At 68.5% G+C, this 26,127-nt stretch carries 16 protein-coding genes; 7 read left to right on the top strand and 9 right to left on the bottom strand.

Annotated elements, in window-relative coordinates; genetic code table 11:
• Window positions 1–265: 265 nt before the first annotated feature.
• Complete coding sequence (locus ACFZBD_RS27195; RefSeq protein ID WP_391144254.1) at window positions 266–1,024, bottom strand: hypothetical protein; 759 nt, start codon at window positions 1,022–1,024, stop codon at window positions 266–268.
• 317 nt (window positions 1,025–1,341) lie between these two features.
• Between ACFZBD_RS27195 and ACFZBD_RS27190 the strand changes: the two genes are divergently transcribed.
• Genes ACFZBD_RS27190 through ACFZBD_RS27180 form a run of 3 tightly spaced genes read left to right on the top strand, consistent with a single transcriptional unit; the run spans window position 1,342 to window position 3,860 of the window.
• Window positions 1,342–2,418 (top strand): replication initiator, encoded by a 1,077-nt coding sequence (locus ACFZBD_RS27190; protein WP_391144252.1) that lies wholly within the window; start codon window positions 1,342–1,344, stop codon window positions 2,416–2,418.
• A complete protein-coding gene (locus ACFZBD_RS27185) occupies window positions 2,411–2,596 on the top strand; it encodes a helix-turn-helix domain-containing protein (protein WP_391144250.1) in 186 nt (61 codons plus the stop codon). Before ACFZBD_RS27190 ends, ACFZBD_RS27185 begins: the two co-directional genes overlap by 8 nt.
• A 43-nt stretch (window positions 2,597–2,639) precedes the next feature.
• The gene (locus tag ACFZBD_RS27180) at window positions 2,640–3,860 is read left to right on the top strand and encodes a tyrosine-type recombinase/integrase (RefSeq protein WP_391144410.1); all 1,221 of its coding nucleotides are present in this window, start codon (window positions 2,640–2,642) and stop codon (window positions 3,858–3,860) included.
• A gap of 139 nt (window positions 3,861–3,999) precedes the next feature.
• Here ACFZBD_RS27180 and ACFZBD_RS27175 read toward each other — a convergent pair whose 3' ends face one another.
• The 3 genes from ACFZBD_RS27175 to ACFZBD_RS27165 form a co-directional block, all read right to left on the bottom strand.
• Window positions 4,000–4,299, bottom strand: a complete 300-nt coding sequence (locus ACFZBD_RS27175; RefSeq protein WP_367494102.1) for a hypothetical protein — start codon at window positions 4,297–4,299, stop codon at window positions 4,000–4,002.
• Window positions 4,300–4,301: 2 nt separating this feature from the next.
• A complete protein-coding gene (locus ACFZBD_RS27170) occupies window positions 4,302–11,096 on the bottom strand; it encodes a polymorphic toxin-type HINT domain-containing protein (RefSeq protein WP_391144246.1) in 6,795 nt (2,264 codons plus the stop codon).
• A 206-nt stretch (window positions 11,097–11,302) separates the two neighbouring features.
• The gene (locus ACFZBD_RS27165) at window positions 11,303–15,577 is read right to left on the bottom strand and encodes a LamG-like jellyroll fold domain-containing protein (RefSeq protein ID WP_391144244.1); all 4,275 of its coding nucleotides are present in this window, start codon (window positions 15,575–15,577) and stop codon (window positions 11,303–11,305) included.
• A gap of 769 nt (window positions 15,578–16,346) precedes the next feature.
• Between ACFZBD_RS27165 and ACFZBD_RS27160 the strand changes: the two genes are divergently transcribed.
• The 3 genes from ACFZBD_RS27160 to ACFZBD_RS27150 all read left to right on the top strand — a co-directional run bounded on the left by ACFZBD_RS27160 (window position 16,347) and on the right by ACFZBD_RS27150 (window position 19,563).
• Complete coding sequence (locus ACFZBD_RS27160) at window positions 16,347–17,432, top strand: acyltransferase family protein (RefSeq protein ID WP_391144242.1); 1,086 nt, start codon at window positions 16,347–16,349, stop codon at window positions 17,430–17,432.
• Window positions 17,433–17,638: 206 nt separating this feature from the next.
• On the top strand, window positions 17,639–18,562 hold the full coding sequence (gene coaA / locus ACFZBD_RS27155) for a type I pantothenate kinase (protein WP_391144240.1): 924 nt from the start codon (window positions 17,639–17,641) through the stop codon (window positions 18,560–18,562).
• A gap of 20 nt (window positions 18,563–18,582) precedes the next feature.
• The gene (locus tag ACFZBD_RS27150) at window positions 18,583–19,563 is read left to right on the top strand and encodes a DUF389 domain-containing protein (protein ID WP_391144238.1); all 981 of its coding nucleotides are present in this window, start codon (window positions 18,583–18,585) and stop codon (window positions 19,561–19,563) included.
• A gap of 170 nt (window positions 19,564–19,733) precedes the next feature.
• Here the strand turns inward: ACFZBD_RS27150 and glmM are convergent, their stop codons facing one another.
• The 4 genes from glmM to ACFZBD_RS27130 form a co-directional block, all read right to left on the bottom strand.
• On the bottom strand, window positions 19,734–21,092 hold the full coding sequence (gene glmM / locus ACFZBD_RS27145) for a phosphoglucosamine mutase (RefSeq protein ID WP_391144237.1): 1,359 nt from the start codon (window positions 21,090–21,092) through the stop codon (window positions 19,734–19,736).
• A 174-nt stretch (window positions 21,093–21,266) separates the two neighbouring features.
• Window positions 21,267–21,785 carry a 30S ribosomal protein S9 gene (gene rpsI / locus ACFZBD_RS27140; RefSeq protein ID WP_391144234.1) on the bottom strand — a complete coding sequence of 173 codons (519 nt, stop codon included), beginning with the start codon at window positions 21,783–21,785 and terminating at the stop codon, window positions 21,267–21,269.
• A gap of 42 nt (window positions 21,786–21,827) precedes the next feature.
• On the bottom strand, window positions 21,828–22,271 hold the full coding sequence (rplM, locus tag ACFZBD_RS27135) for a 50S ribosomal protein L13 (RefSeq protein ID WP_391144232.1): 444 nt from the start codon (window positions 22,269–22,271) through the stop codon (window positions 21,828–21,830).
• Between the two features lie 219 nt (window positions 22,272–22,490).
• Entirely contained in the window at window positions 22,491–24,113 is a 1,623-nt protein-coding gene (locus ACFZBD_RS27130) for an ATP-binding cassette domain-containing protein (RefSeq protein ID WP_391144230.1), read from the bottom strand.
• Between the two features lie 56 nt (window positions 24,114–24,169).
• Here ACFZBD_RS27130 and ACFZBD_RS27125 point away from each other — a divergent pair, with 56 nt between their 5' ends.
• A complete protein-coding gene (locus ACFZBD_RS27125; protein WP_391144227.1) occupies window positions 24,170–25,219 on the top strand; it encodes a hypothetical protein in 1,050 nt (349 codons plus the stop codon).
• 19 nt (window positions 25,220–25,238) lie between these two features.
• Here the strand turns inward: ACFZBD_RS27125 and truA are convergent, their stop codons facing one another.
• Window positions 25,239–26,093, bottom strand: coding sequence for a tRNA pseudouridine(38-40) synthase TruA (gene truA, locus ACFZBD_RS27120; RefSeq protein ID WP_391144225.1), 855 nt, complete (start codon window positions 26,091–26,093; stop codon window positions 25,239–25,241).
• Between the last annotated feature and the right edge of the window lie 34 nt (window positions 26,094–26,127).

Genomic DNA, 26,127 nt, shown 5'->3' with positions numbered 1-26,127 from the left:
CGACCGACGGCGGCCGGGGGCCCGTACGAGGGCGTGTGGCGAAAGTAGCGTCGTCCGCCCGCAGGGCGGGGCCGGGGGCGTCTGGTGCGTGCGATCGCAGGCGGAGGATGGGGGCACCTCCCGCGCCGCCAGGCGCAGGGGGAGAGAGCGCAGCGGGCTGCGCCGACGACCGACAACGCAGCGAGGGGGCACCTCCCGTGCCCGAAGGGCTACGGGGGAGTGCGTGCCAGACGCCCCCGGCCAGACAGGACTTTCGAAACACGCCCTAGCGCAGCTTGGCGGCCTGCGCGTCGACGACGGTCTTCGGGAGTTCCTTGACGGTGCCGGAGAGGCTGAGGGAGGCGAAGGAGGCCAGCGTGTTGCCCTTGCGGAAGACGACGAGCTTGGTGACGAAGGGCTGGCCGTTCATGTCGGCGGTGACGGTCCAGGCGAGCGCTTCGTCACCGGCGGTCAGACCGCTCTCGGGGGCGACCTTGGAGACCTTGGTCTTCGCACCGCTCGCCATGGCGGTGAACCCGCCGGCGCAGTCGGTCCCGGCCGTCTTCAGCGAGGCGAACGCCTTCTCGGCACCCTGCCCGCCGTACGACCCCAGGGTCACATTGGTCACCGGAGCCCCGAGGGCCCCCAGGATGTCGTCGGCGGAGGTCGCCTTGCCCTTCTTCGCCTCGATGGCCTTGCGCTGCACGCTGGCGCCCGGGTCACCGGGAGCGACGTGCGACAGGGCCTCGGCGAGCGGCTCGCAGGCGGGCTTGTCGGCGCCGACGTCCCCGGAGTGCAGGATCTCGGCGGCCTTCGGCTTCTGCACCTGGTAGCCCTTGAGGTCGGCCTGCTCGACGATCAGCTTCTCCAGCTCACCGGCGGACAGCGCCTTCACGTCCGGCTTCGCGGCGGCGGAGGCGGACGCGTCGTTCTCGCCCTTCGGCTTCCCGTCGTTCGCGTCCCCGCTGCACGCGGTGAGCAGCAGCGCCAGGGACGCGGCGGTGACGGCGACGGCGGTGGTACGACGGAGGGCGGTCGACTTCATGGTCCAACTCTCTGCTCAGGCTCGTGAATCTGTGCGAACCCTATGCGCGCGGGCGGCCGTGGGTCGTAGGGGGGTACACCCGTTGCCGCGTGGCATCTGCCGTGGGCGTTGCCGTGGCCCGCCCACAGCACCTCCGCTCGCGTGGTGGCGGCATATGAGGTACTCGCTTCTCGCAGCAAATCGCGCGCTTACTCCACTAACGAACCATGACGTAATCCAGCATGGAGGCGAAACTGCTGTCGATGCCTTGTACGGCCACTCTGACCTCCGCCCAACGCCTTTCCCGGCGGAGGCCAGATCAGACCAGGCAGGTTGGCATGTGCCCCGAGCTCTACCGCCAGGACACCTACCACCTCATCGCCGCCGGCCTACGCGGCGGCAAGAACATCCCCGACCAGGTCGCCACCCACCCCCGCGTCTTCGCCACCCTCACCGCACCCTCCTACGGCCCCGTCCACGGGCGACGGGTGGGCGGCTCCGCCCGCTGCCGCTGCGGACGCACCCACGCCAAGGGCGACCCGCTCCTCGGGACCCCACTCGACCCCGAGCGTTACGACTACACCGGCGCGGTGCTGTGGAACGCCCATGCCCCGGCCCTGTGGGCCCGCTTCATGCTCCACCTGCGCCGCACCATCGCCGCCGCAGCCGGTCTCCCGCAGCGCCTGCTGCACAAGGCCGTCCGCGTCTCGTACGCCAAGGTCGCCGAGTACCAGCAGCGCGGACTGATCCACTTCCACGTGATCCGCCTCGACGGCCCCGCAGGCCCCTACACCCCGCCGCCCACCTGGGCCACCCCCGAACTCCTCGCCGATGCCATCCAGACCGCGGCCACCCACACCCACATCGACGGACCCACGCTCAAGAATCGCGCCCACTCCTTCGCCTTCGGCGAACAAATCGACACCAGGATCATCCGGTCCACGGCCTTCCAGGGCGGGACCACGATCACCGAGGGCAAGGTCGCCGGGTACGTCGCCAAGTACGCCACCAAGGGCACCGAAGCCGCAACCGGCACCCTCGACCACCGGTTGAAGAGGATCACCGACCTCTGGTGCGAGTCCGTACCCGAGCACGCCGCCCGCATGATCCGCACCGCCTGGACCCTCGGCGCCCGCGACGACCTCAAGCACCTAAACCTACGCAAGTGGGTCCACATGCTCGGCTTCCGCGGCCACTTCTCCACCAAGACCCGCGCCTACTCCACCACCCTCGGCGCCCTCCGCGCCGCCCGCGCCGCCTGGCACCGCCGCCACACCGCTCCGCCCTCCCCGACCACCCTCGTCATCGCCCACGGGGCCTACGGCGGCACCGGCCTCACCCCCGACCTCGAACGCCTCGCCACCCTCATCAACGGCGGCCCGATGCGCGAACAGGCGGTGGCGACCCGTGCGTGACGACGAACTCCTCACCGTCCCCGAGGCGATGGCCCGCCTCAAGATCGGCCGCTCCGCCCTCTACGACCTCCTGCGCACCCGCCGCCTGGCCTCGCTGACCATCGGCAAGGCCCGCCGCATCCCCACTCACGCCCTGGACGACTACGTTCAGCGCCACCTGGAAGAGGCCACCCAATGACCGCGCCCAGCGCAAGAAGGCCCGCGTCAACGGCGAGGGCACCATCTACCAGCGCAAGGACGGCCGCTGGGAAGTCGCCGGCTACGTCCTCGCCGCCGACAGCACCAGCAAGCGCGTTCGTGTCTACGGCAGCACGCGCAGAGAAGCCGCAGACAAACTCGCCGAGAAGATCGCCGACAGCAACCGCGGTCTCCCCGTCGCCACCTCCGACAGCACCGTCGGCGACTACCTCACCTACTGGCTGGGCAGCGTCGCCGTCCACCGACTCCGCGAGAACACCCACACCCGCTACGCCGCCTGCGTCCGACTCCACCTCATCCCCGGCCTCGGCAACAAGAAGATCGCCCGCCTCACCACAAAGGACGTCCGCACCTTCCTCGACCGACTCCGCACCACCTGCCAGTGCTGCATCCACAGCCTGGACGCCGAACGGAAGGCATGCTGTGCCATCGGCGACTGCTGCCAGAAGCAGTTGTCCCCTTCGACGGTGACGTACGTGCACTCCGTGCTCAAGTCCGCCCTTGAACACGCCGTCCGCGAGGACGAGCTGCCCCGCAACGTCGCCCGGAACGTCAAGGCTGCTGCGCACCGGCCCAGGCGCTTCCGGCCACTCACCTCGGCCGAGGCCCGCCAGTTCCCCGACGCCGCGCGCACCGACCGGCTCCACGCGCTCTACGAACTCGCCCTGCGCACCGGACTCCGCAAGGGCGAACTCCTGGGCCTCCACTGGGAAGACCTCGACCTCACCACCGGAACGGCCAGCATCCGGCGCTCGCTCCAGCGCACCCGCACCGGCGGCCTCACCCACCTGCCCACCAAGACTCGGGCATCCGAGCGCCGTATCGCGCTCCCGACCGAATGCATCCAATCCCTCAAGGAACACAAGCAACGGCAGGACGAGGAGAGCGAGACGGCAGGGTCAGCTTGGAGGGACAGCGGACTCGTCTTCACCACGCCGACTGGAGGACCTCTCGACCCCGCCAACCTCCTCCGCCGCTTCCGCAGCTTCCTCGAGCGGGCTGGCCTCCGGCGCATCCGCTTCCACGACCTCCGGCACTCAACCGCGACCTTGCTCCTGGAACAGGGCGTGGACCTCGTGGTCATCAAGGAACTCCTCCGTCACGCCCACATCGGCGTCACCGCCGGCGTCTACGCCCACGTACGACTCCGCCTCCAACGCCAAGCCATCCAAACCCTCGGCAACGCCCTCAGCCCGACGGACAACGACCCCGACGACCCGCCCTCCGCAGCCGTCGTCCGCTGAGGTTGCCGTCAGCGTTGCCGTCAAACGCCCAGAGAGCCCTGCCGGACTGTGTCCGGCAGGGCTCTCTGTTTTACATTTTCCGCAGCACTTCCCCTTCAGTGCCTGGTACTTACTTACAGGCCAGAAGAAGTGAATTGACTTACGGAATCCCAAGAACGTCGGACACCGCTTCGTGCACCTGAGTCGCAATGCGAGTTAGCTGCTTAAGCTCATCCTCGCTCTTGGCGGCTCGCTCCAGTTGCCACTCGATGAACATGGGTGCGAACCAGATGAGTTGCACGAGTCTCGCTTCCACAGTCTCGCCGATCGGAGGAATCCGAGAAAGAAGCGCTACGTACGCTTCACCAGCATCGGGATCAAATTTCCCAGACCGAAGCTTTCCGAGAAATCCAGACTCGTCATCCCATGCTTCGTCTAGAAGTTCCAGCAGGTCATCCATGTTCACCCTCCAGGCCAGTGCCCGACGATCGCTTCCGCCGGGATTCTCTGCCAGACCAGGACCTCGGAGTCCTTCCTGGCGTAGGCGTTATGCCTCCTGCTCTTGAATGGACCCGAAGAAATATCCACATAGCTGTGTGGAATCAACCTCAGGTCGATGGCAATCACCCCGTAACCTTCATCATATTTATCGAACGCGATGCTCGGATTCTTAGTTGTAGATATCCAAGGCGTCAACTTCTTCCCGGCGACATGCGACAGAGGGCTAACCCCTGCGTTTCCGGGAGCGCGGGCAGTCAACCCCGCTGAAGGGTTATCGAACTCGCTCAGTGCACGGTAGACGATGTTCCCGTCAGGATCTGGCGCATCAGGCCTGACGCCGCAGTTGTGAACGAGGACCGGCGTGGCCCCCGCCAGCACATAGTAAGTATGAATGTCGCTGACCGTCAGGTCATGCGTGCGCTGACGCTCATCGAAGCGGCCGACCTTCTCGACATAGACCGTATCGCCGGCCAGAGTGCGAAGGGTCATGCCGGGCTTCAGGTCACCGGCTTCGATCCACGCGTTCTCCGACACCACCCAGAAGGGGTGGGTCGTCGTCGAGATCAGTGCCGCTTCGCCACCTGCGTCGATCTTGATCGTAAGGTCGACGAAGTGCTTGTCATCCTCAGTGACGATGGTGCCGACGACCTCGCGGGTCGTGGTCTCACCGGTCTCTGGGTCGGTGACCGTTACCCGGTCCCCGAGCTCGACGTCCTCAATGGCCTTTGTGGAACCGTCAGCCAAGAGCACCCGGGTTCCTGGCAGGAAGCTATGACACCCCCCCTTAGCCCTGGCAATGGCGGCTTCCGCCTTCGTCCTGGCGACAGCCAGGGCGTCCTTCGCCTTACTCAATGCCTTGGAGTTTTTGAATATCGCTTCAACGCCACCGATGAGCTTTTCGACGTGACCGTAGATCGTTTTTACAAGATCGGCGGCCTTCCCCCACCTGAAGCCGTACTTGACCAGGATCTTTCCGGCCAAGCCGCCAGCGAAGCTGCCCGCGACGTTGAGAATCGTTTCACCGCAAGCGCCGATGTCACCGCTTGAGAAGCAGTCGAGCGCCGCGTCGATCCCGAGTTCGCGCTTGGCTATGGCGATCAGGCCCTTTACGGCCTGCTTGACCTGGGCCTTGGCTCGCTTCAGGCTTTCCTCAGCCTGCGCCTTGGCCTGTTCCGCCGCTTCTTGCTCAGCCTTTTCCTTCCAGGCGCCGTCATAGCCGGTAACGCCCTTTCCGTCGCATGTCACGCCAGGCTCAAGGCAGTCGGCCGGCAAGAGACCCGTCGGGTCCGACAGCGTGACCGGGCTGTTGTTCGCGTAGGCGTAGCCGTTGATCTGCTGCGGCTGGGTGTAGTCGATCAGCGGGTCGACCGAGATGAACTTGCCCAGACCCGGGTCGTATTCACGCGCCCCGATGTGTGTCAGGCCCGTCTGCGAGTCGAGCGTGCCGCCGACAAAGCCCTTCTCGCCAGGCCACGTTCCGCTGTCCTGGCCTCGGGGACCGCCGTACGGGTCGAAGCGGCGCTGGGAGACGGCGCCCGTCGTCGCGTTGATCGACAGGCTGCTCGTGCCCTGGTGGTCGGAGCCGAGGAAGGACAGGTCCCCGTTGTTCTGGCGGACGGCGATCGTCTGGCCCGCGAAGGAGTAGTAGCGAGTCGCGTCGACCGCGCTGCCGTTCGCGGCCAGCTTGAGTTCCATGCCCGGCAGATAGACCGTCGTCGCCGTGGCATCCCGTCGCAGCACGCGCTGACCGGAGGCGTCGTAGACGTACGTCGTCTCCTTGCCGTCGGCCTCGGTGGTCTTCGTCAGCTTCCCCTCGGGGTTCCACTCCAGGGTCTGGGTGTTGCCGCCGAGTGTCCGGGTTTCGGTGTTGCCGTTGTCGTCGTAGGAGTAGAGCGACTGCCGGTCTCCGGTCGGCGTGTTCTCGACGACCTTGGTGACCGCGTGCGGACCCGCGTTGTCCTCGCCGTAGGTGAAGGTACGCGTGATGTCCTTCGTCGCGTCCAGACCGGTGTCGTGGACGACTTCCTTGGTGCGGTTGCCGATCGCGTCGGTCGTGTACGACTTCCAGTACGCGGCGGGGCCGCCGAGTGCGCTCGTGCCCGGAGCGGCGGCACACGCGGTGGGAACCGTGCCGTTCGCGACGGAACCGACGGTGCCCATGCCCGTGGCCTCGGCCTCGGTCGCGGCCGGCGTCCACGCCTCGGACAGCCGCTGGGCGTTGTCGTAGGCGAAGCACTGGACATCGGGTGACGTGCCGCCGATGTCCGAGATCGACAGGACGTTGCCGGCCTGGTCGTACGAGTACTGCGACTTCTTCGCCGGGGCGGACACCCCCTCGATGTCGATCCTCGAACCCGTCAGACGGTCGGTGCCCTTCTCGAAGTCGAAGGACTGCTGGACCTTCTTGCCGCTGCCGGTGGACAGCAGGAAACCCTTGAGCTGACTGGTCTCGGTGTACTGGGTGCCCGACACGTAGCCGGACATCGAACTCGTCATGCTCGTGGGACGCTGCAACGCGTCGTGGCCGTACGAGAACGTCTCGGTCGGCAGGGCACCCGCAGCGGGCATGCCAGTGCTGGCGACGGTCCCGTCGGCCCGGTACGAGGTCGTGAAACTGTACGTCCCCTGCAGCAGTCCCTCGGAAGCGGGAACCACATAGTCGACCCTCATGGGCCGGTAGCGGGCATCTCGCTGCAGAACGAAGCTGGCGAAGTAGTCGGTCGGAGTCGTGTACCGGAGCGACGCCCAGGCTTCGCCCAGTGCCCCCGCCCGGTCGTAACGCGTCTCGGTCAGCTTCTTACCGGTGACTGCCTCGCCTTCCCACGTACTCACGGGACGGCTCAGCTTGTCGTAGACGGTGCTGATCTTCTTCTCGTTAGCGTCGAAGGCGGCGACGGGCCGGTCCAAGCCGTCGTACTCCACCCGCGACGTGCCGGCGTCCGGGTCGACGCTCTTGGTCTTGCGGCCGAGCTGGTCGTACTCGTACCGCCATACGTTGTCCTGCGCGTCGGTGACGGTCTTCAGCTGGCCGCGCGGCGTGTAGGTGTACTTCGTGGTGTCGTACTGGACACCCGGACCCGTCGGCTCGGGAGACTCCGTCCGGTAGTGACGCAGCTCCGTCACGCGCCCCTCGGCGTCGGTGATCGAGGTGGTCGGCACCCCGCCCTTGGGCGGGTCGACGTGCGTACGGTTCCCGTCGTACGCCGTGGTGGTGCGCCACTGCTCGTCGCCGCCCACCAGGGAGATCGCCGCGGTCGTCCTGCCAAGCCCGTCGTACTCGTAGGCGGTCTGCGAAGCCACCTGACCATTGACCACGGTCAGCAGCTCTTCGGAAGGAGCGCCCGTCGCGTTGTACGTGGCGTTGGTCTTCTTCGGCTTGCCCGTGCCGTCGTAGAAGACGTCACCTACCAGGCGGGTGCCATCGGGGCCCTGCGTCTGGAGCTGCCGCGGCCGCAGCAGGCTGTCGTAGAGCTGGTATTCGGCGCCGTACTTTCCGTCGTTCTGGATCTTCTCCGTCTTGACGCTGACGGGCTTGTCGTTCCGGACGTTGTAGGAATACTTGATGCTAGGCGCGGTGGATTTGGCCCGGTCCGTCAGCCAGACGGAGCTGACCCGGCCGAGCGGGTCGTAGGTCAGATCGGTGCGCTTGCCGTTCGGGTCGGCCTGACCGACCGACTGTCCCCAGGCCGGGGCGTAGTCCGTGGTCGTGACGTGCCCGAGTACGTTGGTGTGCTTGGTCTTGGAGATCAGACCGAAGGCGTCCGTGTACTCGATCTTCGTCGGGGTCTGCTCCGCGTCCTTCTGCACGGTCGGGCGGCCGAAGGCGTCGTACTCGGTCGTGCCCGTGACCTGGTAGGTGGCCGATGTCCCGTCGTGAGCGGTCAGGCGCTCGGTCTTGGTGGCATTGCCGTAGGCGTCGTACGTGGTGCGCTCGTCCGCGAGGACCTGCGTTTTACGGTCGGGCGTGGCAGCACAGCCGACGGTGACGGCCTCGCTGCGCCCCGGACGCTCGTAGACGTTCTTGCCGGGCTCGTCCGCGTACCAGAGCCGGGTGCAGGTGTCATCGGCCGTGGTGGAGACGTCACCCAGATCCTCGGTCCTCTCCAGCCGGCCGTTGGGTACCGAGGTGTCGTAGGTCGACGTCGACTTCGTGGCGACCCAGGTGTTGTCGTGCTGGAGGCTGTAGCCCCGGGAGACGTCCGACTTGACCAGGGTGGCGTGGCTCGTGGCCCACGTCCTGGTCTGGGTCGCCGTGTCGTGCTTCCACGGTTCGCTGATCGACTTGGCGATCACCTTGCCGCCGGTCGCGTTGTCGTAGGTCTGCGACTCGATCTCGAAGCCGGTGAACTCCTTGTGTCCGGTGTATTCCGTGCCGGTGGAGTCCTTCACCTTCTCGACGCGGGTGCCGCCGCCGGGGAGCTTGTCGCCGTCGAGGCCCTGCAGGTACGTGTAGTCGAGGCGGGTCGAGGTCTTCTCACCGTTGCCGCCCGTGACGGTGACCTTGCCGTAGCCCTGCCACTGGCCCCAGGTCAGGTACTTCGGATCGGTGATCCCGTCCGGCTCTGCGTGCCGCCAGCCGGCCGGGCCCTGGTAGGCGTAGCGGGTGACCAGGTCGTCGCCGCCACCGGTGCGGTCGGTCTCCTTGATCTCCTGCACGACGTACTTGTGGAACCAGTCGGTCTTCGGCTCGATGCTGCCCGGCGGGGACCAAATAACGGGGTAGCAGCGCTTGGTCGAGGATCCGGGCTGGGGCAGGGTCGTGGGCGTGCACTCGCGGGGCGCGTAGCTGATGTCCAGCTGCGCTCCGGTCTCGCTCAACACGGTGATCAGGCGGTAGCGATAGAACGGGTCGGTGTTGTCGGTGTCGCTGTCCACCCGGTTCATCAGGTGCTCGCCGCGAAGCTCGACCGAGGGCACCTTGGCGCTGCCGCCGACCTTGCCCTCGTGGTCGATCTTCGAAAGCCAGAGGGTCTTCGTGTCGTCGCCGTTGTCGGTGAAGAAGTGCGTGAACGTCCACGCGTCGACGTCGGAGTACTCCCCCGCGACGGCACTCCTGCTCATCTGGGTGGTGATGCCGGTCAGCCGCTTGGTCGTCCAGAACGTCTGGCTGCTCTGACTCGCCGTGCACTTCGTGTTCGCGGCGCAGGACCGGTCGACGGGGGTGTCGGGCCAGTACTTGGCATTGGCTGCGGTGAACTTCGCGGGGGCGCAGTCGAAGACGCCGACGACAGGCAGGCAGCGTTCCGAGACGTTGAAGACCACGCGCGCGGGGGCCTTCGTGGTGTAGACGGCGTTGTCACGCTGGCCGTAGTCGACCCGCTTCAGATAGCCACCACGGTGGTAAGCGGTGCCATTGACGGTCGTCTTGCCGTTCAGCGCGTAGTGGTTGGTCTCGGCGCCGTAGAAGTACGACATGACATTGCCGCGGGTGTCCTTGACGTAGTCGAGGTTCCACCGCCAGGCCTGCTTGCAGTGCGCGCTGGTGAACGTCGCGTTGTAGCAGTGCTCGCCCGGGTCGTCGCCGAAGACCGGCGCGGTCCACGTCGAGGCGGTCTCCTCCTTGCCCGTGGTCCAGCCGGGGAGCCGGTTCAGGCCGAAGTAGTACTCCGTTCCCTCGGTCGTGGTGATCTTCCAGTGCTCACCGTTGTTGTCACCGTTGTTGGTGGCGTAGTCGGTGCTGGTGAGCTGCTCGATCTTCGCGCCGGACTCGGAGGCGAAGTGCCACTTGCCGTCCTTGTCGCTCTTGATCAGCGTGCTGGCCGAGCCGTTCAGCATCACCGTGGCGTTCTCGAACGCCCAGCACTGCTCTCCGGAGGTGCTGTGTCCGTCTTCCGAGCACGGCTTGTACGCACGCTCGACGTAGCCCGGCTCGTAGCTGAAGCCCTCACCGACCCAGGAGCCCTGGTTGTTCGTCGCCGAGGTGCGTCCATCGGCGGACTGGGAGGAGTAGCCCAGGCCGATCGTCGGAGACAGGCCGCCCGGCGTCGGGACCGCCCGCATCGGGTAGTTCCACGAGAACGCGCCGGAGGAGTTCGCCATCGACCAGCTCGCCGAGGGGGAGAGCGGGGTGGCCTTGTAGTCGCCCTTCGACGACGAGGCACCGGCGGTCAGCGCGAACACGGCCGCGCCGGCGGCGGCGGCCGGCGCCGCCGCCACCTGTGCACTGACCGTGCGGGCGACCGGGTCGTTGGTGGAGCCGATGGTCTTGGGCGTCGCGGGACAGTCCTTGCTGCCCGGCGCCCGCGTCGCGGCGCAGGAGGGGAGCTCGATCAGGCGGAGCCTGGATCCGTAGGCTCCGCCGGCGCCGTCGGCGAACTTCGAGTAGTCGAGGGAGAGTGCGACCGGCGCCGAGGCGGCCTTCGTGTCCGTGCGCTCGACGGTGAACAGGGCTGCGCTGTCCCAGCGGGCGGCGTCCTTCTGCCCCAGCGAGGTGATCTTGATCTTCGACGGGGAAGGAGCTGCTTGGCCTCCCTTGGCGACGGCGTGTTTCACCGTGACCGGAAGACCACCGACGTCGGCCTTCGTCACGGGGCTCGCGTGGCGCGCTGTCCTGGCCGCAGTGGGGGCGGGGGCGGCGGGAAGGGTCACCTCCGCGCTGGCCCGTCGGGGCCAGACGGGCTGGTCAAGCGTGGTGACCGCCGCCTTCTTGGCCGCGTCGGAACCCAGCGGTTTCGCTCTGCCGGCGTTCTTGCCGTTGATGGGGTCCGGGTTGTCGGAGAAGCCCGGAAGCCGGGCGGCTTCGGGTTGTGAGGGCACTGCTTGCGCAGCGCCTGCCGAAAGGGCAAGCGCCAGACCGATGACTGTGCCTGTCACCGCACGCCTGGGCATGCGGGAGGCGAGCAGTCGGCCGCGAATGGGCATGACAAGACTCCGCAGAAGGTGGAAGTTGACGGGGGAAGCGGCTACCGGTGCTGCCGGGTCAGGGGCTCGCCCGAGTGGCGAGCCCCTGACCTCGCGGGTAGCTAGATGTTGGGGTTGGGGTTCAGGTCCACGAGCTGGGTGATACCGGTCTGATCAAACGCCCCGGTATAGACACGGACCTCGTCGACGGCGCCCGCGAAAGGCTCCGCGGCCCCACTCTTCGTGGATCGCCCGAGCTGAAGGCCCCCAGGAGTGGGCCACGGCGTCTTGTCCAGGCGGACGTCCTCGGGGAGGCTCTGGCCATTGACGTAGAGCCGTACCTGCCGCGTCACCGCGTCATAGACCACGGCGATGTGGTCCCCCGAGCCGTCGGCCGTGGGCGGCTGGCCGGAGTGGGTCAGAACCGTCGCCGGCGCCCCGGGCGTGTCCGACGCGCGCAGTACCACCTGCCAACGCTGGGTTGCCGCGTCGTATCTGACGACAAGGCGTTCCGCATTCTGCCCAGGAAGGGAGAACAGTGTCTGCGACTGCGTGGCGCCGGCGGAGGTCAGCCTCGCCCGCGCGCTCACGGTGTAGCTGCCTTCCGCCGTCAAGACACCCTGCGCGGCACCCGCCCAGTCATCAACGCCGTCGAACTCCATGTGCCCGTTGCCCGACAAGGCGGAAGGCGGGTTGTCCGCCGGATTTCCCATCTCATAGAGCACCGGGCCGTTGACGGTCAACGCCTGACCCCCGTTATGCACATTGGGGACGTTGCCGTTGTCGAGAGATTCGAACTGCCAGTAGGCCCGGCGGTCCGGCCGAACCTTCTGGAACTTCTCGATCTCCTCCGGAGTGACGATCCGCGTGTACGCACGGACCTCGGCGAGTTTGCCCTCGAAGTTCTTACCGTAGGCACCGTCGAGCAGACTTCGACCGATCTGGAAGTCCCCGCCTGCCGGCACGGTCGTGGGCCGCGGACCCTTAACAGGGCTCGCATTGTTGATCTGGATGGAAAGTCGCTCAGCGGCAGGGGCATGGGCATCGAAAATGCCTGTCAGATGCACCCAGGTATCGGCCGTCACGGCTGCGTCAGCCTTGACGCGCCAACGAGTCGTCGTGGTGCCCTCCGTGCCCGGCGCGTCGAAGACCCACCCACCGGCCGCCGCGTCGTACCCCAGGAAGAAGCCGGCGCCATCCGTACCGTCCTGGCTGAGCACGGCCATGTCCCGGTCCGTGGCCGCGGGATTGACCCAGGCGCTGACGGAGAAGCTCTGCGTCGTGTCGACGACCGACGCCCGCTTCGACGGATCGGCGTCCTCCTCCGCGTCATGCACGGTGAGGAACGCATCAGCCGTGCCGTCGAGATACGCGGCGCCGTCCGGCACCATGGCGCCGGCGGGCCCCCTGCCCGGTCCATCGACGCCGAACGTCACGCCCGGCCCGGCTGCGGCGGAGAGCCGGCCCATCTCCTCGTGGGCTTCGGTGGCCCCTGCCGCATCTCCGAGGTTCCACTGACCCACGGGGCCGTCGTCGACGACCTTGAACGAGAACAGCTCGATCCCACTGGTCCTGCCGGCGGCATCGAACGCCTCCACGTACAACTTGTGCAGTCCCCATGTCATGGGCGTCCAGGTGCGGGTCACCGCCTGTCCGCCAACCGTCGACGCGGTCTGCGCGGTCTCGTCGTTGAACCAGTACCGGTACCCCACGACGTCATCGTCGACAGCGTCGAACGTGAAGGTGCCGGGCTTGCCCACACCGCTGCGCCACACCTCGTCGGCCTTGTACGGATTGCCGGACACCTGCGGAGCGGTCGGTTTCTGCGAGTCGCGCTTCACGACGCACCGCCCGACCGAGTTGGCCGAACTCCAGGGGCCCCAGTTCTCACCGTCATAGGCACGGGCCTGCCAGGAGATCGTCGTCTCGGCGGGGATCCCGGTTTCCGTGCTCCAGATTCCGCTCAGCGGAAGCATCCCGTCGGCGCCGTACACGAAGGAGAGATCGGCGACGTTGTTGGTGTTCTCGTTGTTCAGATAGAAGTAGTGCGTACTGGGCCGCCAGACACCGACGGTGTCGGCCTTGTTCTGGTTCCAGTCACCGACCACCGGCTTGTCACCGGGGCTGCCGTAACGGATCTGGTGGTGGTTGCCACCGCCGCTGTTGGCGTTGCGCAGGTACACCATCACCGTCGTCGAGTCGTACATGCCGATCGTGTCGTAGCCGTCGCCGTTCCAGTCGCCCGTGATGGGCGTCATCCCGCTGGCTCCGTACACGAAGGGCGCAATGTCGGTGACGTTGTTGGTGTGCTCGTTGTTCAAGTAGAAGTAGTGGGTGCTGGGTCGCCAGACACCGATGGTGTCCTTGCCGTCACCGTTCCAGTCGCCGACCACCGGGACGTCGCCTCCGCTGCCGAAGGTGATGACGTACTTGGCGGCTTCCGCGTTCGAGTCGCGCAGGCGAAAGGTGCGGGTGGCCGGGTCGTACATGCCGATGGTGTCGATGCCGTCGCCGTTCCAGTCGCCCGTGAGGGGCACGGTTCCGGCTTCGTCGTACACAGGCTTGGTGTCGGGCCATCCCGCGTTCGGCGTGTTGCGGAGGTGGAATGTCTTCTTCGCCGGTTCCCACATGCCGATACCCGCGCCGAGCAGTGGCTGGGTCACCTGGTGCGAAAAGGTGGTGCCGGCGTTCGGTGACTTGTATCCGGTCTCCGCGAAGTAGCTCTTGTCGGCGCCGTTCAGCCCCTTGTAGAAGACCTGGAACTGCATCTTCACCTGGTCGGTCCGGGACGAGCTGTGGTCCGGGTCCCGTGCCTCCGCCCGCAGCTGCGGCAGGGAATCGATGTAGGGCGCCTTGGTGGCGTCGACGACACACTTGCCACCGGGGTTCGACGACATCAGCGCGTTCGAGACCTGCAGCGGCGGCGTGTTGTATGTGATCGAGAGGTGGCTGTTGCCGCAGATGCGCTTCCAGCCGTAGAAGGTCGACTCGTCCTTCGCCTTCAGACCGAGCGACATGCTCGACCATCCGCCGGCCGCGGCCGCCTGCGCCTCCTCCAGCAGCTCACCGTTGCTGAAGTGGAGGTTCGCCTGGCTCGAGCAGGCCGTGGGCGAGATCTTCTGGTCCATCGTCATGAGGTAGTCGGACCAGTCGTCCTGGGTGTTGGACCAGTTGCTGGCCGACGTGACGGTGTAGTTCTGACCGCCGATCCGGTACAGGTCGAGGGGCTCCGCTTTCGCGTCCGCCCAGTAGACGGCCCCGACGCGGGCCGAGAACGAGGTGCTGAGGATCTGCTTGCCGCTGTAAAAGGACATCGGGAAGCTGAACAGCAGACGGCGCACACCGACGCCGGAGCATTCGGTGGGGTTGTAGTTCGTCGGGCACTTACCCATGCCGGCGTGACCGGAATACTTCCAGTCCTGCTCGTTGGGCATGCCGGACATCACCGACGTCCAGGCCGTCGTGCCCGTGGTGCGCGGAATGGGGTCGATGACGACCGGGTAGACCGTGCCCTTGCCACGGAGCAGCGCCCGATCCGGCGTGAGCGTGAGCGTGTCCGAGGTGACGTCCAGGGCGACCGGCGCCTTGCGGCCACCGTCGGCGGGGTCCAGCTCCCCCTGCGGGGCCGTCGCCGCGCGGGCCGTGAACGCGGACCGCGCCGCCGGCTTCGCGACGGCGGAGTCCCACATCACCGCGCGGCCCGATTCGAAGACCGTACCGCCGACCGCGGCGTCGACGGCCTGCAGCGCACCACCGGCCGTCTCCGTGACCTCAAGGCCCTTGGTCGACAACCCGAACTCGATCCGGTCGAGTTCCGGGTTGGCCGCGGCCTCCGCGGACTTCACGACGAGGTAGTGGGCGAAGCCCTCCACGTCGGCGCGCACGGCCAGATCGACGCCCGGCAGGACCTCTTCGTAGCGGGCGGTGTCCCCCTCGACCTTCGGCTGGGGCAGAGCGCCTCCCGGCCAGGTCAGCGCGTACTCACGACCGGCGCGGTTCATACGGGCGAAGGGGCCCTCCCCGCCGCCGGAGAACTCGAGGTCCACGGTCGCGGCCTTCGGCGACCACCCGCCGTCGCTCCGCTGGGCGAGCGAGTCGTCCACCGGCACCCAGGCGCCGCCCCGCTGCGTGCGCACCGGTTGTGCGTACTCGCGGGCGGTGAACGTCCCCTCGGGGTTCGCGAACACCTCGCGGCGCTCCTGACGGAGGCCTGTCACCTCGACCGGTTCGCCACTTGCCTTGGCCGCCGCCTGGGCGAGGCCACCGTCCGGCGCCTCCCCCGAGTCCACGGCCGCGTCGAGCGCGGCCCTGGGCGGCGCGCCCTCCCCATCGACGGCAACGGCCGGCACCGCCGCCGTACCGGCGGCCAGCAACGCTGTGAGCGCTCCGATCGCCATGCCACGCGTCGCTCCCCCGCGACGCCTGCCCCACCCCATGTGCACTCACTCCCTGAAGAAACCATAAAGATCGCGTAAGCGAATGTGAACGTAACCTTCACAAGCAGGAACGGACAGATGGACTTACTTTCCGTATGCATGCGAACCGGTGGATTCGGACAAATCGTCTTGTGAGCTGCAACACAGAAGAATGGGGGCTTTACAGCATCACGTCCTGATCTCGCCAGCCCAATTCACGGCGGTTAGCCGCGGCGAGAAATCCGGCCAGTCCCTGCCCGTCCGAAAACCCCTTAGCCGCCACGCCTTCGCAAACGGTCGCCGCCGAGGCCCCGGGCCGGTCGGCACGGCGGCAGTCATCGATGGGGGCAGGAGGGGGGGCCGGGGCCGACGACGTCCAGAGCATGGCGAGAAAGCCCAGGAAAAATCCGTCTGTGTACCGATTTGACCGTCATCACACTGCACACCGGCATTCCGGCCGACGCCAATGTGACGGCCGGCCGTTCTTGTGGCACCGTGATAGATTCCCGGCAGGGGCAATTCCATTTTGAATCGACCATCGGCCCGGCCGTCGACATTCTCCGCACGGCACGAGGGCTCGCCGACCCTCCATTGGTGATCACGCATCGGGCACCCACGCCTTCTGTCACCTGGAGGCTTTTAGGGGTGCGGAATTTCTACTGTCACTGAAGACCGAGGCCTGTCCGGAGCGGGCACGGCCATAGCGACCGACGCGGTGCGCCCCTCGCGCCCCCGCGAGGAGCGCCGGGCCATGCCCCTCGGCGGCACGCGCGTGGACTCGCTGACCGGACTGCGCTGGTTCGCCGCCCTGGGCGTGTTCTTCTTCCACGCGCGGTGGTACTTCGGCGAATCCGAGGCCCTGCTCCACTTCTCGGCGATCGGCTACGAAGGCGTCCCGTTCTTCTTCATCCTGTCCGGTTTCGTCATGGCCTGGGTCGCCCGCCCCGGGGACACCACCCTCAGCTACTACTGGCGGCGATTCGCCCGCATCTGGCCCCTGCTGGCGGTGACCACGGCCGCGGTGGTCGTGCTGCTGAAGTGGTGGTGGCACCTTCCGGTGTCGAAGGCGGACATCCTCTACACGCTCACCTTCGCCCAGGCGTGGAGCGCGGACCACTTCATCTCGCTGAACGCCGTCACCTGGACCCTGTCCGTCGAGGCGTTCTTCTATCTGTGCTTCCCCCTGCTCTACTGGGTGCTCTCGCGCTGCTCCTCCCGGCTGCTCATGGCCTTCTCGGTGCTCTCCGTCGCCGCCACGGCCGCGACGCGTCTTCTGACGGTGCGCTACGACTTCTCCCCCGAGACCGAGCGCTTCATCGTCGCCTCCCCCCTCTCCATGACCTCGATGTTCGTCATGGGGCTCTGTGCCGCCCTCCTCGTGCGCCGCGGATGGAAGCCTCCGTTCGGCGTCGGCGTGGCGCTCGCACTGACAGCAGGATCGGTTCTGCTGTGCTGGTTCTGGCTGCGCCACCCTGACGCCGTCCCGGGGATCGCCCCCAAGTACGGCGTCTTCGACACCCTCCTGATGCCGGCGTTCACCCTGCTGATCGTGACCACCACGCTGCGTGACGTCCGCGGCGGGCGCTCGCTGCTCCGTTCCCGGCCGCTGGTGAAGCTCGGCGAGTGGTCCTTCGCCTTCTACATCTCCCACGTGGTCGTCCTGCGGGCGCTCAGTCACCTCGGGATGGTGCCGAGCCCCGGACTGCGCCGCGACGCCGTGGAGGTGCTGACCGTGGCCGTCGCCACCGTCGTCGTCGCCGCGATCCTGCACGAGTGCGTCGAGAAGCCGGCCGAGCGGCGGCTGAGGGGTCTGCTGTCCTCCCGTAAAACCGGCTGAGAGCCTCCCCGGCCCCCTTCCGCCACGTGACCCACCCCACCACGCCCCGCCGCCCACAACCGGCCCCGACCCCCGACAATGGCCGTGTGATCACTTCGCCGCCACGAAGCGCCCCCGCCCCCGGAAACGGCCACGGCCACGGCCACGGAAAGGGGAACGGCAAGGGGAACGGTGCCGCCGTTCGCCGGGCCGAGGTTTCGCCGTACGTGGATCTGACGCGGGACGAGTGGAGCGCGCTGCGCGACAAGACGCCGCTGCCGCTCTCCGCCGACGAGGTCGAGCGGCTGCGCGGCCTCGGGGACGTCATCGACCTCGACGAGGTGCGGGACGTCTATCTGCCGCTGTCCCGGCTGCTCAACCTGTACGTGCAGGCCACCAGCGGCCTGCGAGGCGCCCTCAACACCTTCCTCGGGGAGAACGCCGAGCAGCGCGGCACGCCCTTCGTCATAGGCGTCGCCGGCTCCGTCGCCGTCGGCAAGTCGACCGTCGCCCGTCTCCTCCAGGCCCTGCTCGCCCGCTGGCCCGAGCACCCCCGCGTCGAGCTGGTCACCACCGACGGCTTCCTGCTGCCGATGGAGGAGCTGAAGGCCCGCGGGCTGCTCTCCCGCAAGGGGTTCCCCGAGTCGTACGACCGCCGGGCGCTCACCCGGTTCGTCGCCGACATCAAGGCCGGGAAGGACGAGGTCACCGCCCCCGTCTACTCCCACCTCATCTACGACATCGTCCCCGGCGAGCGGCTCGTCGTCCGCCGCCCCGACATCCTGATCGTCGAAGGGCTCAACGTCCTCCAGCCGGCGCTCCCCGGCAAGGACGGCCGCACCCGGGTCGGTCTCGCCGACTACTTCGACTTCTCCGTGTACGTCGACGCCCGCCCCGAGGACATCGAGGGCTGGTACCTCAACCGGTTCCGCAAGCTGCGCGAGACCGCCTTCCAGAACCCCTTCTCGTACTTCCAGCGCTACACCCAGGTCTCCGAGGAGGAGGCCCTGGACTACGCCCGCACCATGTGGCGCACCATCAACAAGGTGAACCTGCTGGAGAACGTGGCCCCCACGCGCGGCCGCGCCACCCTCGTCGTCCGCAAGGGCCCCGACCACAAGGTGCAGCGCCTCTCCCTGCGCAAGCTGTGATCCCCCGTTAGGGTGCGGCCATGCTGCATCTGCGGATGATCGTTCCGGCCGATCGTACGGACGCCGTTCTCGCGCTCATCGGTGAGACCGTGGGCACCACCCACGTGGTGGTGGTCGCCGGCGCGGCCCGCGACCCTGCCGGGGACATCGTCCTGTGCGACGTGGCTCGCGAGGCCTGTGACGAACTCCTGCACCGGCTGCGGAGGCTGGGGATCGACCAGGACGGCTCGATCGCGGTCTCGGACATCGACGTGTCCCTCTCCGAGCGGGCCGAACGCGCCGAGAAGGAGGCGCCGGGCGAGGGCGCGGACGCGGTGGTGTGGGCGGAGCTGACCGAGGCGACCCACGAGGAGTCCACCCTCTCCTTCACCTATCTGCTGTTCCTCTGCCTGGCGACGATGATCGCCGCCTGCGGTGTGGTCCTCGACAACGCGGTCCTGATCGTGGGCGCGATGGCCGTCGGCCCGGAGTTCGGCCCGCTCGCCGGGATCTGTACGGGTCTCGTGGGGCGCGCCCCGAGGCTGGCCTGGCGCTCGCTGGTCGCCCTCCTGGTGGGCTTCGCGGTCGCGATCGCGGCGACGACCCTGCTCAGCCTGGCGATGGACGCGGCGGGCCAGTTCGAGGTGTCGATGCTCAACGATCCGCGCCCCAACACGGACTTCATCTGGCAGCCCGACCCGTTCTCCTTCGTCGTCGCCGTGCTCGCCGGGGTGGCCGGCATGCTCTCGCTGACGTCGGCGAAGTCCGGGGCGCTGGTGGGGGTCGCCATCTCGGTGACGACCGTCCCGGCGGCCGCGAACGCGGCGGTGGCCCTCAGCTACGGCGAGCTGGGCCAGATGTGGGGCTCGACCGAGCAGCTGCTCCTGAACCTGCTGGGCATCATCCTCGCCGGGGTCGTCACCCTCGTGCTCTGGAAACTGCTGTGGCGTACCCAGCGGGGACGGATGTCCCGCCCCCCGGGTACGCCACAGGTCACACAGGCTTCTCGCGGGAGGGGCTAGGGCGTGTTTCGAAAGTAGCGTCGTCCGCCCGCAGGGCGGGGCCGGGGGCGTCTGGTGCGTGCGATCGCAAGGCGGAGGAAGGAGAGCGCAGCGGGCTGCGCCGACGACCGACAACGCAGCGAGCGCGCGTGCCAGGCGTCCCCGGCCAGACGGGACTTTCGAAACACGCCCTAGCCGAGCGCCGACTTCACGACGTCCGCCAGTCGGCCCGCCACCGCGCGCGCCTGCTCGATGTCGGCGGCCTCCACCATCACCCGTACTAGCGGCTCCGTGCCGGAGGAGCGCAGCAGGACGCGGCCGGTGGTGCCCAGCTCGCGCTCGGCCTCGGTGACGGCGCCGGCCAGTTCGGCGGAGGTCGTGACGCGGGACTTGTCGACGTCCGGCACGTTGATGAGGACCTGCGGCAGCCGCTCCATCACGGCGGCCAGCTCCGCGAGGGTCCGGCCGGTGGCGGCGACCCGGGCCGCCAGCATCAGGCCGGTGAGGGTGCCGTCGCCGGTGGTGGCGTGGTCGAGGACGATCACGTGGCCGGACTGCTCGCCGCCGAGGGCGTAGCCGTGCTCCTTCATGGACTCCAGGACGTACCGGTCGCCGACCGCCGTCTGGACCAGTTGCAGCCCCTCGCGCTCCATGGCGAGTTTGAAGCCGAGGTTGGACATGACCGTGCCGACGACGGTGTCGCCGCGCAGCGTCCCCGCCTCGCGCATGGCGAGGGCGAGCACCGCGAGGATCTGGTCGCCGTCGACCTCCCGGCCGGCGCCGTCGACCGCGAGGCAGCGGTCGGCGTCGCCGTCGTGGGCGATGCCGAGGTCGGCCCCGTGCTCGACGACGGCGGCCTTCAGCAGCTCCAGGTGGGTCGAGCCGCAGCCGTCGTTGATGTTGAGGCCGTCGGGGCTTGCCCCGATGGTGACGACCTCGGCGCCGGCCCGCGAGAACGCCTCGGGCGACACGCGCGCCGCGGCCCCGTGCGCCTCGTCCAGGACGACCTTCAGCCCGTCGAGCCGGTTCGGGAGGACGGCGATGAGGTGGGCGACGTACTTGTCGAAGCCCTCGTCGTAGTCGCGGACCCGGCCGACGCCTCCGCCGGTCGGGCGGGACCACGGGGCGCCGGTGCGGTGCTCCTCGTAGACGGACTCGATGCGGTCCTCCAGCTCGTCGGCGAGCTTGTGGCCGCCGCGGGCGAAGAACTTGATGCCGTTGTCGGGCATGGCGTTGTGGCTCGCGGAGAGCATGACGCCGAGGTCCGCGCCGAGCGCGCCGGTGAGGTAGGCCACGGCCGGGGTCGGCAGCACGCCGACGCGCAGGACGTCCACGCCCGCGCTTGCCAGGCCCGCCACGACGGCGGCCTCCAGGAACTCTCCCGACGCACGCGGGTCGCGCCCGACCACCGCGGTCGGGCGATGGCCTTCAAAGGTGCCCGCCTCGGCGAGCACATGCGCCGCGGCGACCGACAGGCCGAGCGCGAGCTCCGCCGTCAGATCCGCGTTGGCAACACCGCGCACACCGTCCGTGCCGAAGAGTCGTCCCACCACTGTCCTCCGAACTGCTACGAAAAATTGCGTTCCCATACGGATTCCTTGACGGTCGATGCCCGTTTGACCGCCGAATCCGTCCAGAAGTGCCCGAGGTGATGAAAAGACGTACGCCCCGGCAGCACGGGCAGTGCCGCCGGGGCGTACGTACGAGCAGGCCGAGCAGGCGATTTAGCGCTTGCTGTACTGCGGGGCCTTACGGGCCTTCTTGAGACCGGCCTTCTTGCGCTCGACCGCACGGTCGTCGCGGGAGAGGAAGCCGGCCTTCTTCAGGGCGCCGCGGTTGTTCTCCACGTCCGCCTCGTTCAGCGCGCGGGCCACGCCGAGGCGCAGGGCGCCGGCCTGACCGGACACGCCGCCACCCGCGATGCGGGCGATGACGTCGTAGCGGTTGTCGAGCTCGAGCACCTTGAAGGGCTCGTTGACTTCCTGCTGGTGCACCTTGTTGGGGAAGTAGTCCTCAAGGGTGCGACCGTTGATCTTCCACTTGCCGGTGCCCGGGACGATCCGGACGCGGGCGATGGCGTTCTTGCGACGGCCCAGGCCGGCGGCCGGCTGCGGGTCGCCGAAGCGGGACGCCGCGGACTCCGAGGTGTACTCGCCCTCGACGGGCGCCTCGGACTCGAAGGTGGTGACCTCGGCGTAGGTCTCCTCGCCCTCGATGGGGTTCTCAACAGTGGTCTCGGCCACGATGCTCCTCAGATTTCTTTTCGTCTTAGGGGGTGGCCGGAACTACTGCGCGACCTGGGTGATCTCGAACGGGACCGGCTGCTGAGCAGCGTGCGGGTGGTTCTCGCCCGCGTAGACCTTCAGCTTCGAGAGCATCTGACGGCCCAGGGTGTTCTTGGGGATCATGCCCTTGATGGCCTTCTCGACGGCCTTCTCGGGGTTCTTGGCCAGCAGCTCGTCGTAGCGGACGGAGCGCAGACCACCCGGGAAGCCGGAGTGGCGGTAGGCCAGCTTCTGGGTCTTCTTGTTGCCGGACAGGTGAACCTTGTCGGCGTTGATGATGATGACGAAATCGCCCATGTCCATGTGGGGGGCGTAGATCGGCTTGTGCTTGCCTCGGAGGAGGTTCGCAGCCGTGGTCGCCAGACGACCCAGGACAACGTCCCGCGCGTCGATGATGTGCCACTGGCGAGTGACATCGCCGGGCTTAGGGCTGTACGTACGCACTTCGTAGCCTTCGCTTCTTCAGTGGATGGAGTCCAGACACACCTGAAGCGATCATGCAGCTGGGGCCTGCACTGCCGGGACGCACTGCCCGTATGCGAGCCACTGGTAACTGCTCCAGGGAACCTGCGCAAGGGCGCTCGCCGGAGAACGACGAAGCCACTACGCATAACAAACCGCAACAGTACCCGCGGCACCCCGGAGGGGTCAAAACGCGCCGACCTACCGTGCCCGGTCCACCCGCCGCTCGTCCCACACCGGCTCCGTCGACTCGCGTACGACCCCGTCCGAGCCGAAGACCAGGAACCGGTCGAAGGTCTTGGCGAACCACCGGTCGTGCGTGACGGCCAGGACCGTCCCGTCGTACGACTCCAGTCCGTCCTGGAGGGCCTCCGCCGACTCCAGGTCCAGGTTGTCCGTCGGCTCGTCGAGGAGGAGCGCCGTCGTGCCCGACAGCTCCAGGAGCAGGATCTGGAAGCGTGCCTGCTGGCCGCCGGAGAGCTTCTCGAAGGGCTGGTCGCCCTGGCCCTCCAGTTCGTAGCGGCGCAGCACCGACATCGCCCCGCCGCGGTCCTTGGCGTGCTCCGACCAGAGGATGTCCACGAGGGTCCGGCCCTGCAGCTCCGGATGGGCGTGGGTCTGGGCGAAGTGGCCGGGGACGACCCGTGCGCCCAGCTTCCACGTGCCCGTGTGGGCGACCGACGGGTCCCCGGCGAGCAGCCGCAGGAAGTGCGACTTGCCCGAGCCGTTGGAGCCGAGGACGCCGACCCGCTCGCCGTAGAAGATCTCCAGCGAGAACGGCTTCATCAGACCGGTCAGCTCCAGGTTCTCGCAGGTCACCGCGCGCACCCCGGTCCGGCCACCGCGCAGCCGCATCCGGATGTCCTGCTCGCGCGGCGGCTCCGGCGGCGGCCCGGCCTCCTCGAACTTCCGCAGCCGCGTCTGGGCGGCGGCGTAGCGGGAGGCCAGCTCGTGGCTGACCGCGGCCGCCTGCCGCAGGGTGACCACCAGCTTCTTCAGCTGCGCGTGCTTCTCCTCCCAGCGCCGCTTCAGCTCCTCGAACCGGGCGAACCGCTCCCGCCGCGCCTCGTGGAAGGTCGCGAAGCCGCCGCCGTGCACCCAGACGTCCGAGCCGGCCGGTCCCGGCTCGACCGCGACGATCTTCTGGGCGGCCCGGGCGAGCAGCTCCCGGTCGTGGGAGATGAAGAGCACGGTCTTACGGGTCTCCCGCAGCCGCTCCTCCAGCCACCGCTTGCCGGGGACGTCCAGATAGTTGTCCGGCTCGTCGAGGAGCAGCACCTCGTCGGTGCCGCGCAGCAGCGACTCCAGGACCAGCCGCTTCTGCTCGCCGCCGCTGAGGGTGCGCACCTCGCGGAACTGCGCCTTCTCGTACGGGACGCCCAGCGCCGCCGTCGTGCACATGTCCCAGAGGGTCTCGGCCTCGTACCCCTGGACCTCGGCCCAGTCGCTGAGCGCCTGCGCGTACCGCATCTGGGCGGCCTCGTCGTCGACGGTCATGATCAGGTGCTCGGCCTCGTCGACCGCCTTCGCCGCCTCGCGGATCCGCGGCTGGGCCACGGAGACCAGCAGGTCGCGGACCGTGCGTTCGTCGCGGACCGAGCCGACGAACTGCGGCATGACGCCGAGTCCGCCGCTGACGGTGACCGTGCCGCCGTGCGGCTGCAGCTCACCGGCGATCATCCGGAGCAGCGTGGTCTTCCCGGCGCCGTTGGCGCCGACGAGGGCGACCACGGCGCCCTCGCCCACCCGGAAGGAGGCGTCGGCGAGCAGCACCCTCCCGTCCGGAAGGTAGTACTCCAGATGCGCGGCCTCGACATGTCCCATGGAGGGCATTGTCGCCGCCCGTACCGCCGTCTCCCAACCGGTTTAGGATGCGCGACATGAGCTTTGGGGGGCCGCAGTGGCCGCAGGAACCGCAGGAGCCGCGGCCGCAGCCGTTCGGGCAGCCGTCGCACGGGCAGGACGAGCGGGGACAGGACCCGTACGGACATGATCCGTACGGGCAGCGGCCCTACGGGCAGGACGGGACCGGACGCGACCCGTTCGGACAGCAGCCCTACCGGCAGGAGTCGTACGGGCAGCCGTCGTACGGTCAGCGGCCGGACCCGTTCCCGGGGGCCCAGGGCGGGGACACGCCGGACTGGGGCGCCCTCGCCGACGCGTCGGCGGCGCGTGGCCGCCGCAAGCGCCGGCTGATGATCGGCGGCGGCGCGCTGGCGACGCTCGCGGTCGGCGCGATCGTCGCGGCCGCCGTCGTGGGCGGCGGCGGGGACGACACCGCCAAGAACGGCGGCACCACCCCCACCGGCGCCGCGACCGCCGACGGCTCCCCCACGCCGGATCCGACCTTCTCCTCCGTGGCGCCGCCGCCCCCGCCGGACCCCATGGACTTCATCTCCGACGAGAGGAAGGACAAGGCGCCGCTGAGCGCCGAGGGCCTCTTCCCGGGCAAGAAGTTCACGATGAACGGCCGCGCCTACACCAAGGGCGCGACCTCCTCCACGACCTCGTGCGCGAGCGTCACCCAGGGCGCGCTGGGGTCGGTCCTGAAGAGGAACGGCTGCGACCGCGTGCTGCGCGCCACCTATGTGAAGGACGGTGTGGCCATCACGGTCGGCGTCGCCGTCTTCTCCACCGAGGCGGAGGCGCTGAAGGCGAAGGGGCAGGCCCAGGGGGGCATCGCCCCGCTGGCCGGCTCCGGGGTCGCCGACTTCTGCCGCGCCACCGTCTGCCTGCGCCGTACCAACGCCATCGGCCGGTACGCCTACTTCACGCAGGCCGGCTACACCAGCGGCAAGAAGGTCACCTCGGCGGCGAAGGACAAGGCCATCTACCAGACCAGCGACGACCTGGGCAGCTTCGCCTTCAACCAGATCTACGCCCGCGGCCGCACCCAGGCCGCGGCGGCGGCCGGCGCGCCCGGGGAGTGACGGCGGCGCCCGGGCGACGTCAGCAGCAGCCGCTTCCGGGCAGGGTCCGCTTGTTGCGGGCCTCCAGATTCCGGGCGGCCAGCAGCTCGTCCGCCGGGTAGCCGACCTCTTCGAGCGTCAGCCCGTGCGGCCGTACGACGTGCACGGCCGAGTCCCGCACGCCCGCCGCGAGCACCTTCGCGGGCCACTCCACCGGCCGGTGCCCGTCGCCCACGAACAGCAGCGCGCCCACCAGCGCACGGACCATGTTGTGGCAGAAGGCGTCCGCCTTCACGGTCGCCTCCAGCACCCCGCCGGGCCGCCGCTCCCAGCGCAGCTCCTGGAGCGTGCGGATGGTCGTGGCGCCCTCGCGCTTCTTGCAGTACGCGGCGAAGTCGTGCTCCCCCACCAGCCGCTCGGCGGCGGCGTTCATGGCGTCCATGTCGAGGGCCCAGTCGTGCCACAGGACATGGCCGCGCAGCAGCGGGTCGACCCCGCCGGGGTTGTCGGTGACGCGGTAGGCGTAGCGGCGCCAGACGGCGGAGAACCGGGCGTTGAACCCGGCGGGCGCCTCGGTGAGCCGCCATACCCGGACGTCGTGCCGCAGCCGTCCGGCGAGCCGGCGCAGCAGCTTCTCCCGGTGCTCGGCCCACAGCTCGAGGGGCAGGTCGACATGAGCGACCTGGCCCCGCGCGTGCACTCCGGCGTCGGTGCGGCCGGCGACCGTCAGCTCGAACGTCTCCGTGGAGCGGGTCACCGTCTTCAGGGCCTCCTCGATGTCACCCTGTACGGTCCGCTGCCCCCGGGGCTGCTTGGCCCAGCCGGAGAAGTCCTTGCCGTCGTAGGACAGGTCGAGCCGGATGCGTACGAACCCGGCCTGCACGTCGTCGCTCACGCGCTGCTCCCTCTCGAAACCCTCTGCGTACGGG

The sequence above is a fragment of the Streptomyces sp. NPDC008121 genome (assembly GCF_042957155.1).
GTDB lineage: Bacteria > Actinomycetota > Actinomycetes > Streptomycetales > Streptomycetaceae > Streptomyces.
Note: the sequence above shows the minus strand (reverse complement) of the source record. Positions and strands in the feature narration are given on the sequence as shown.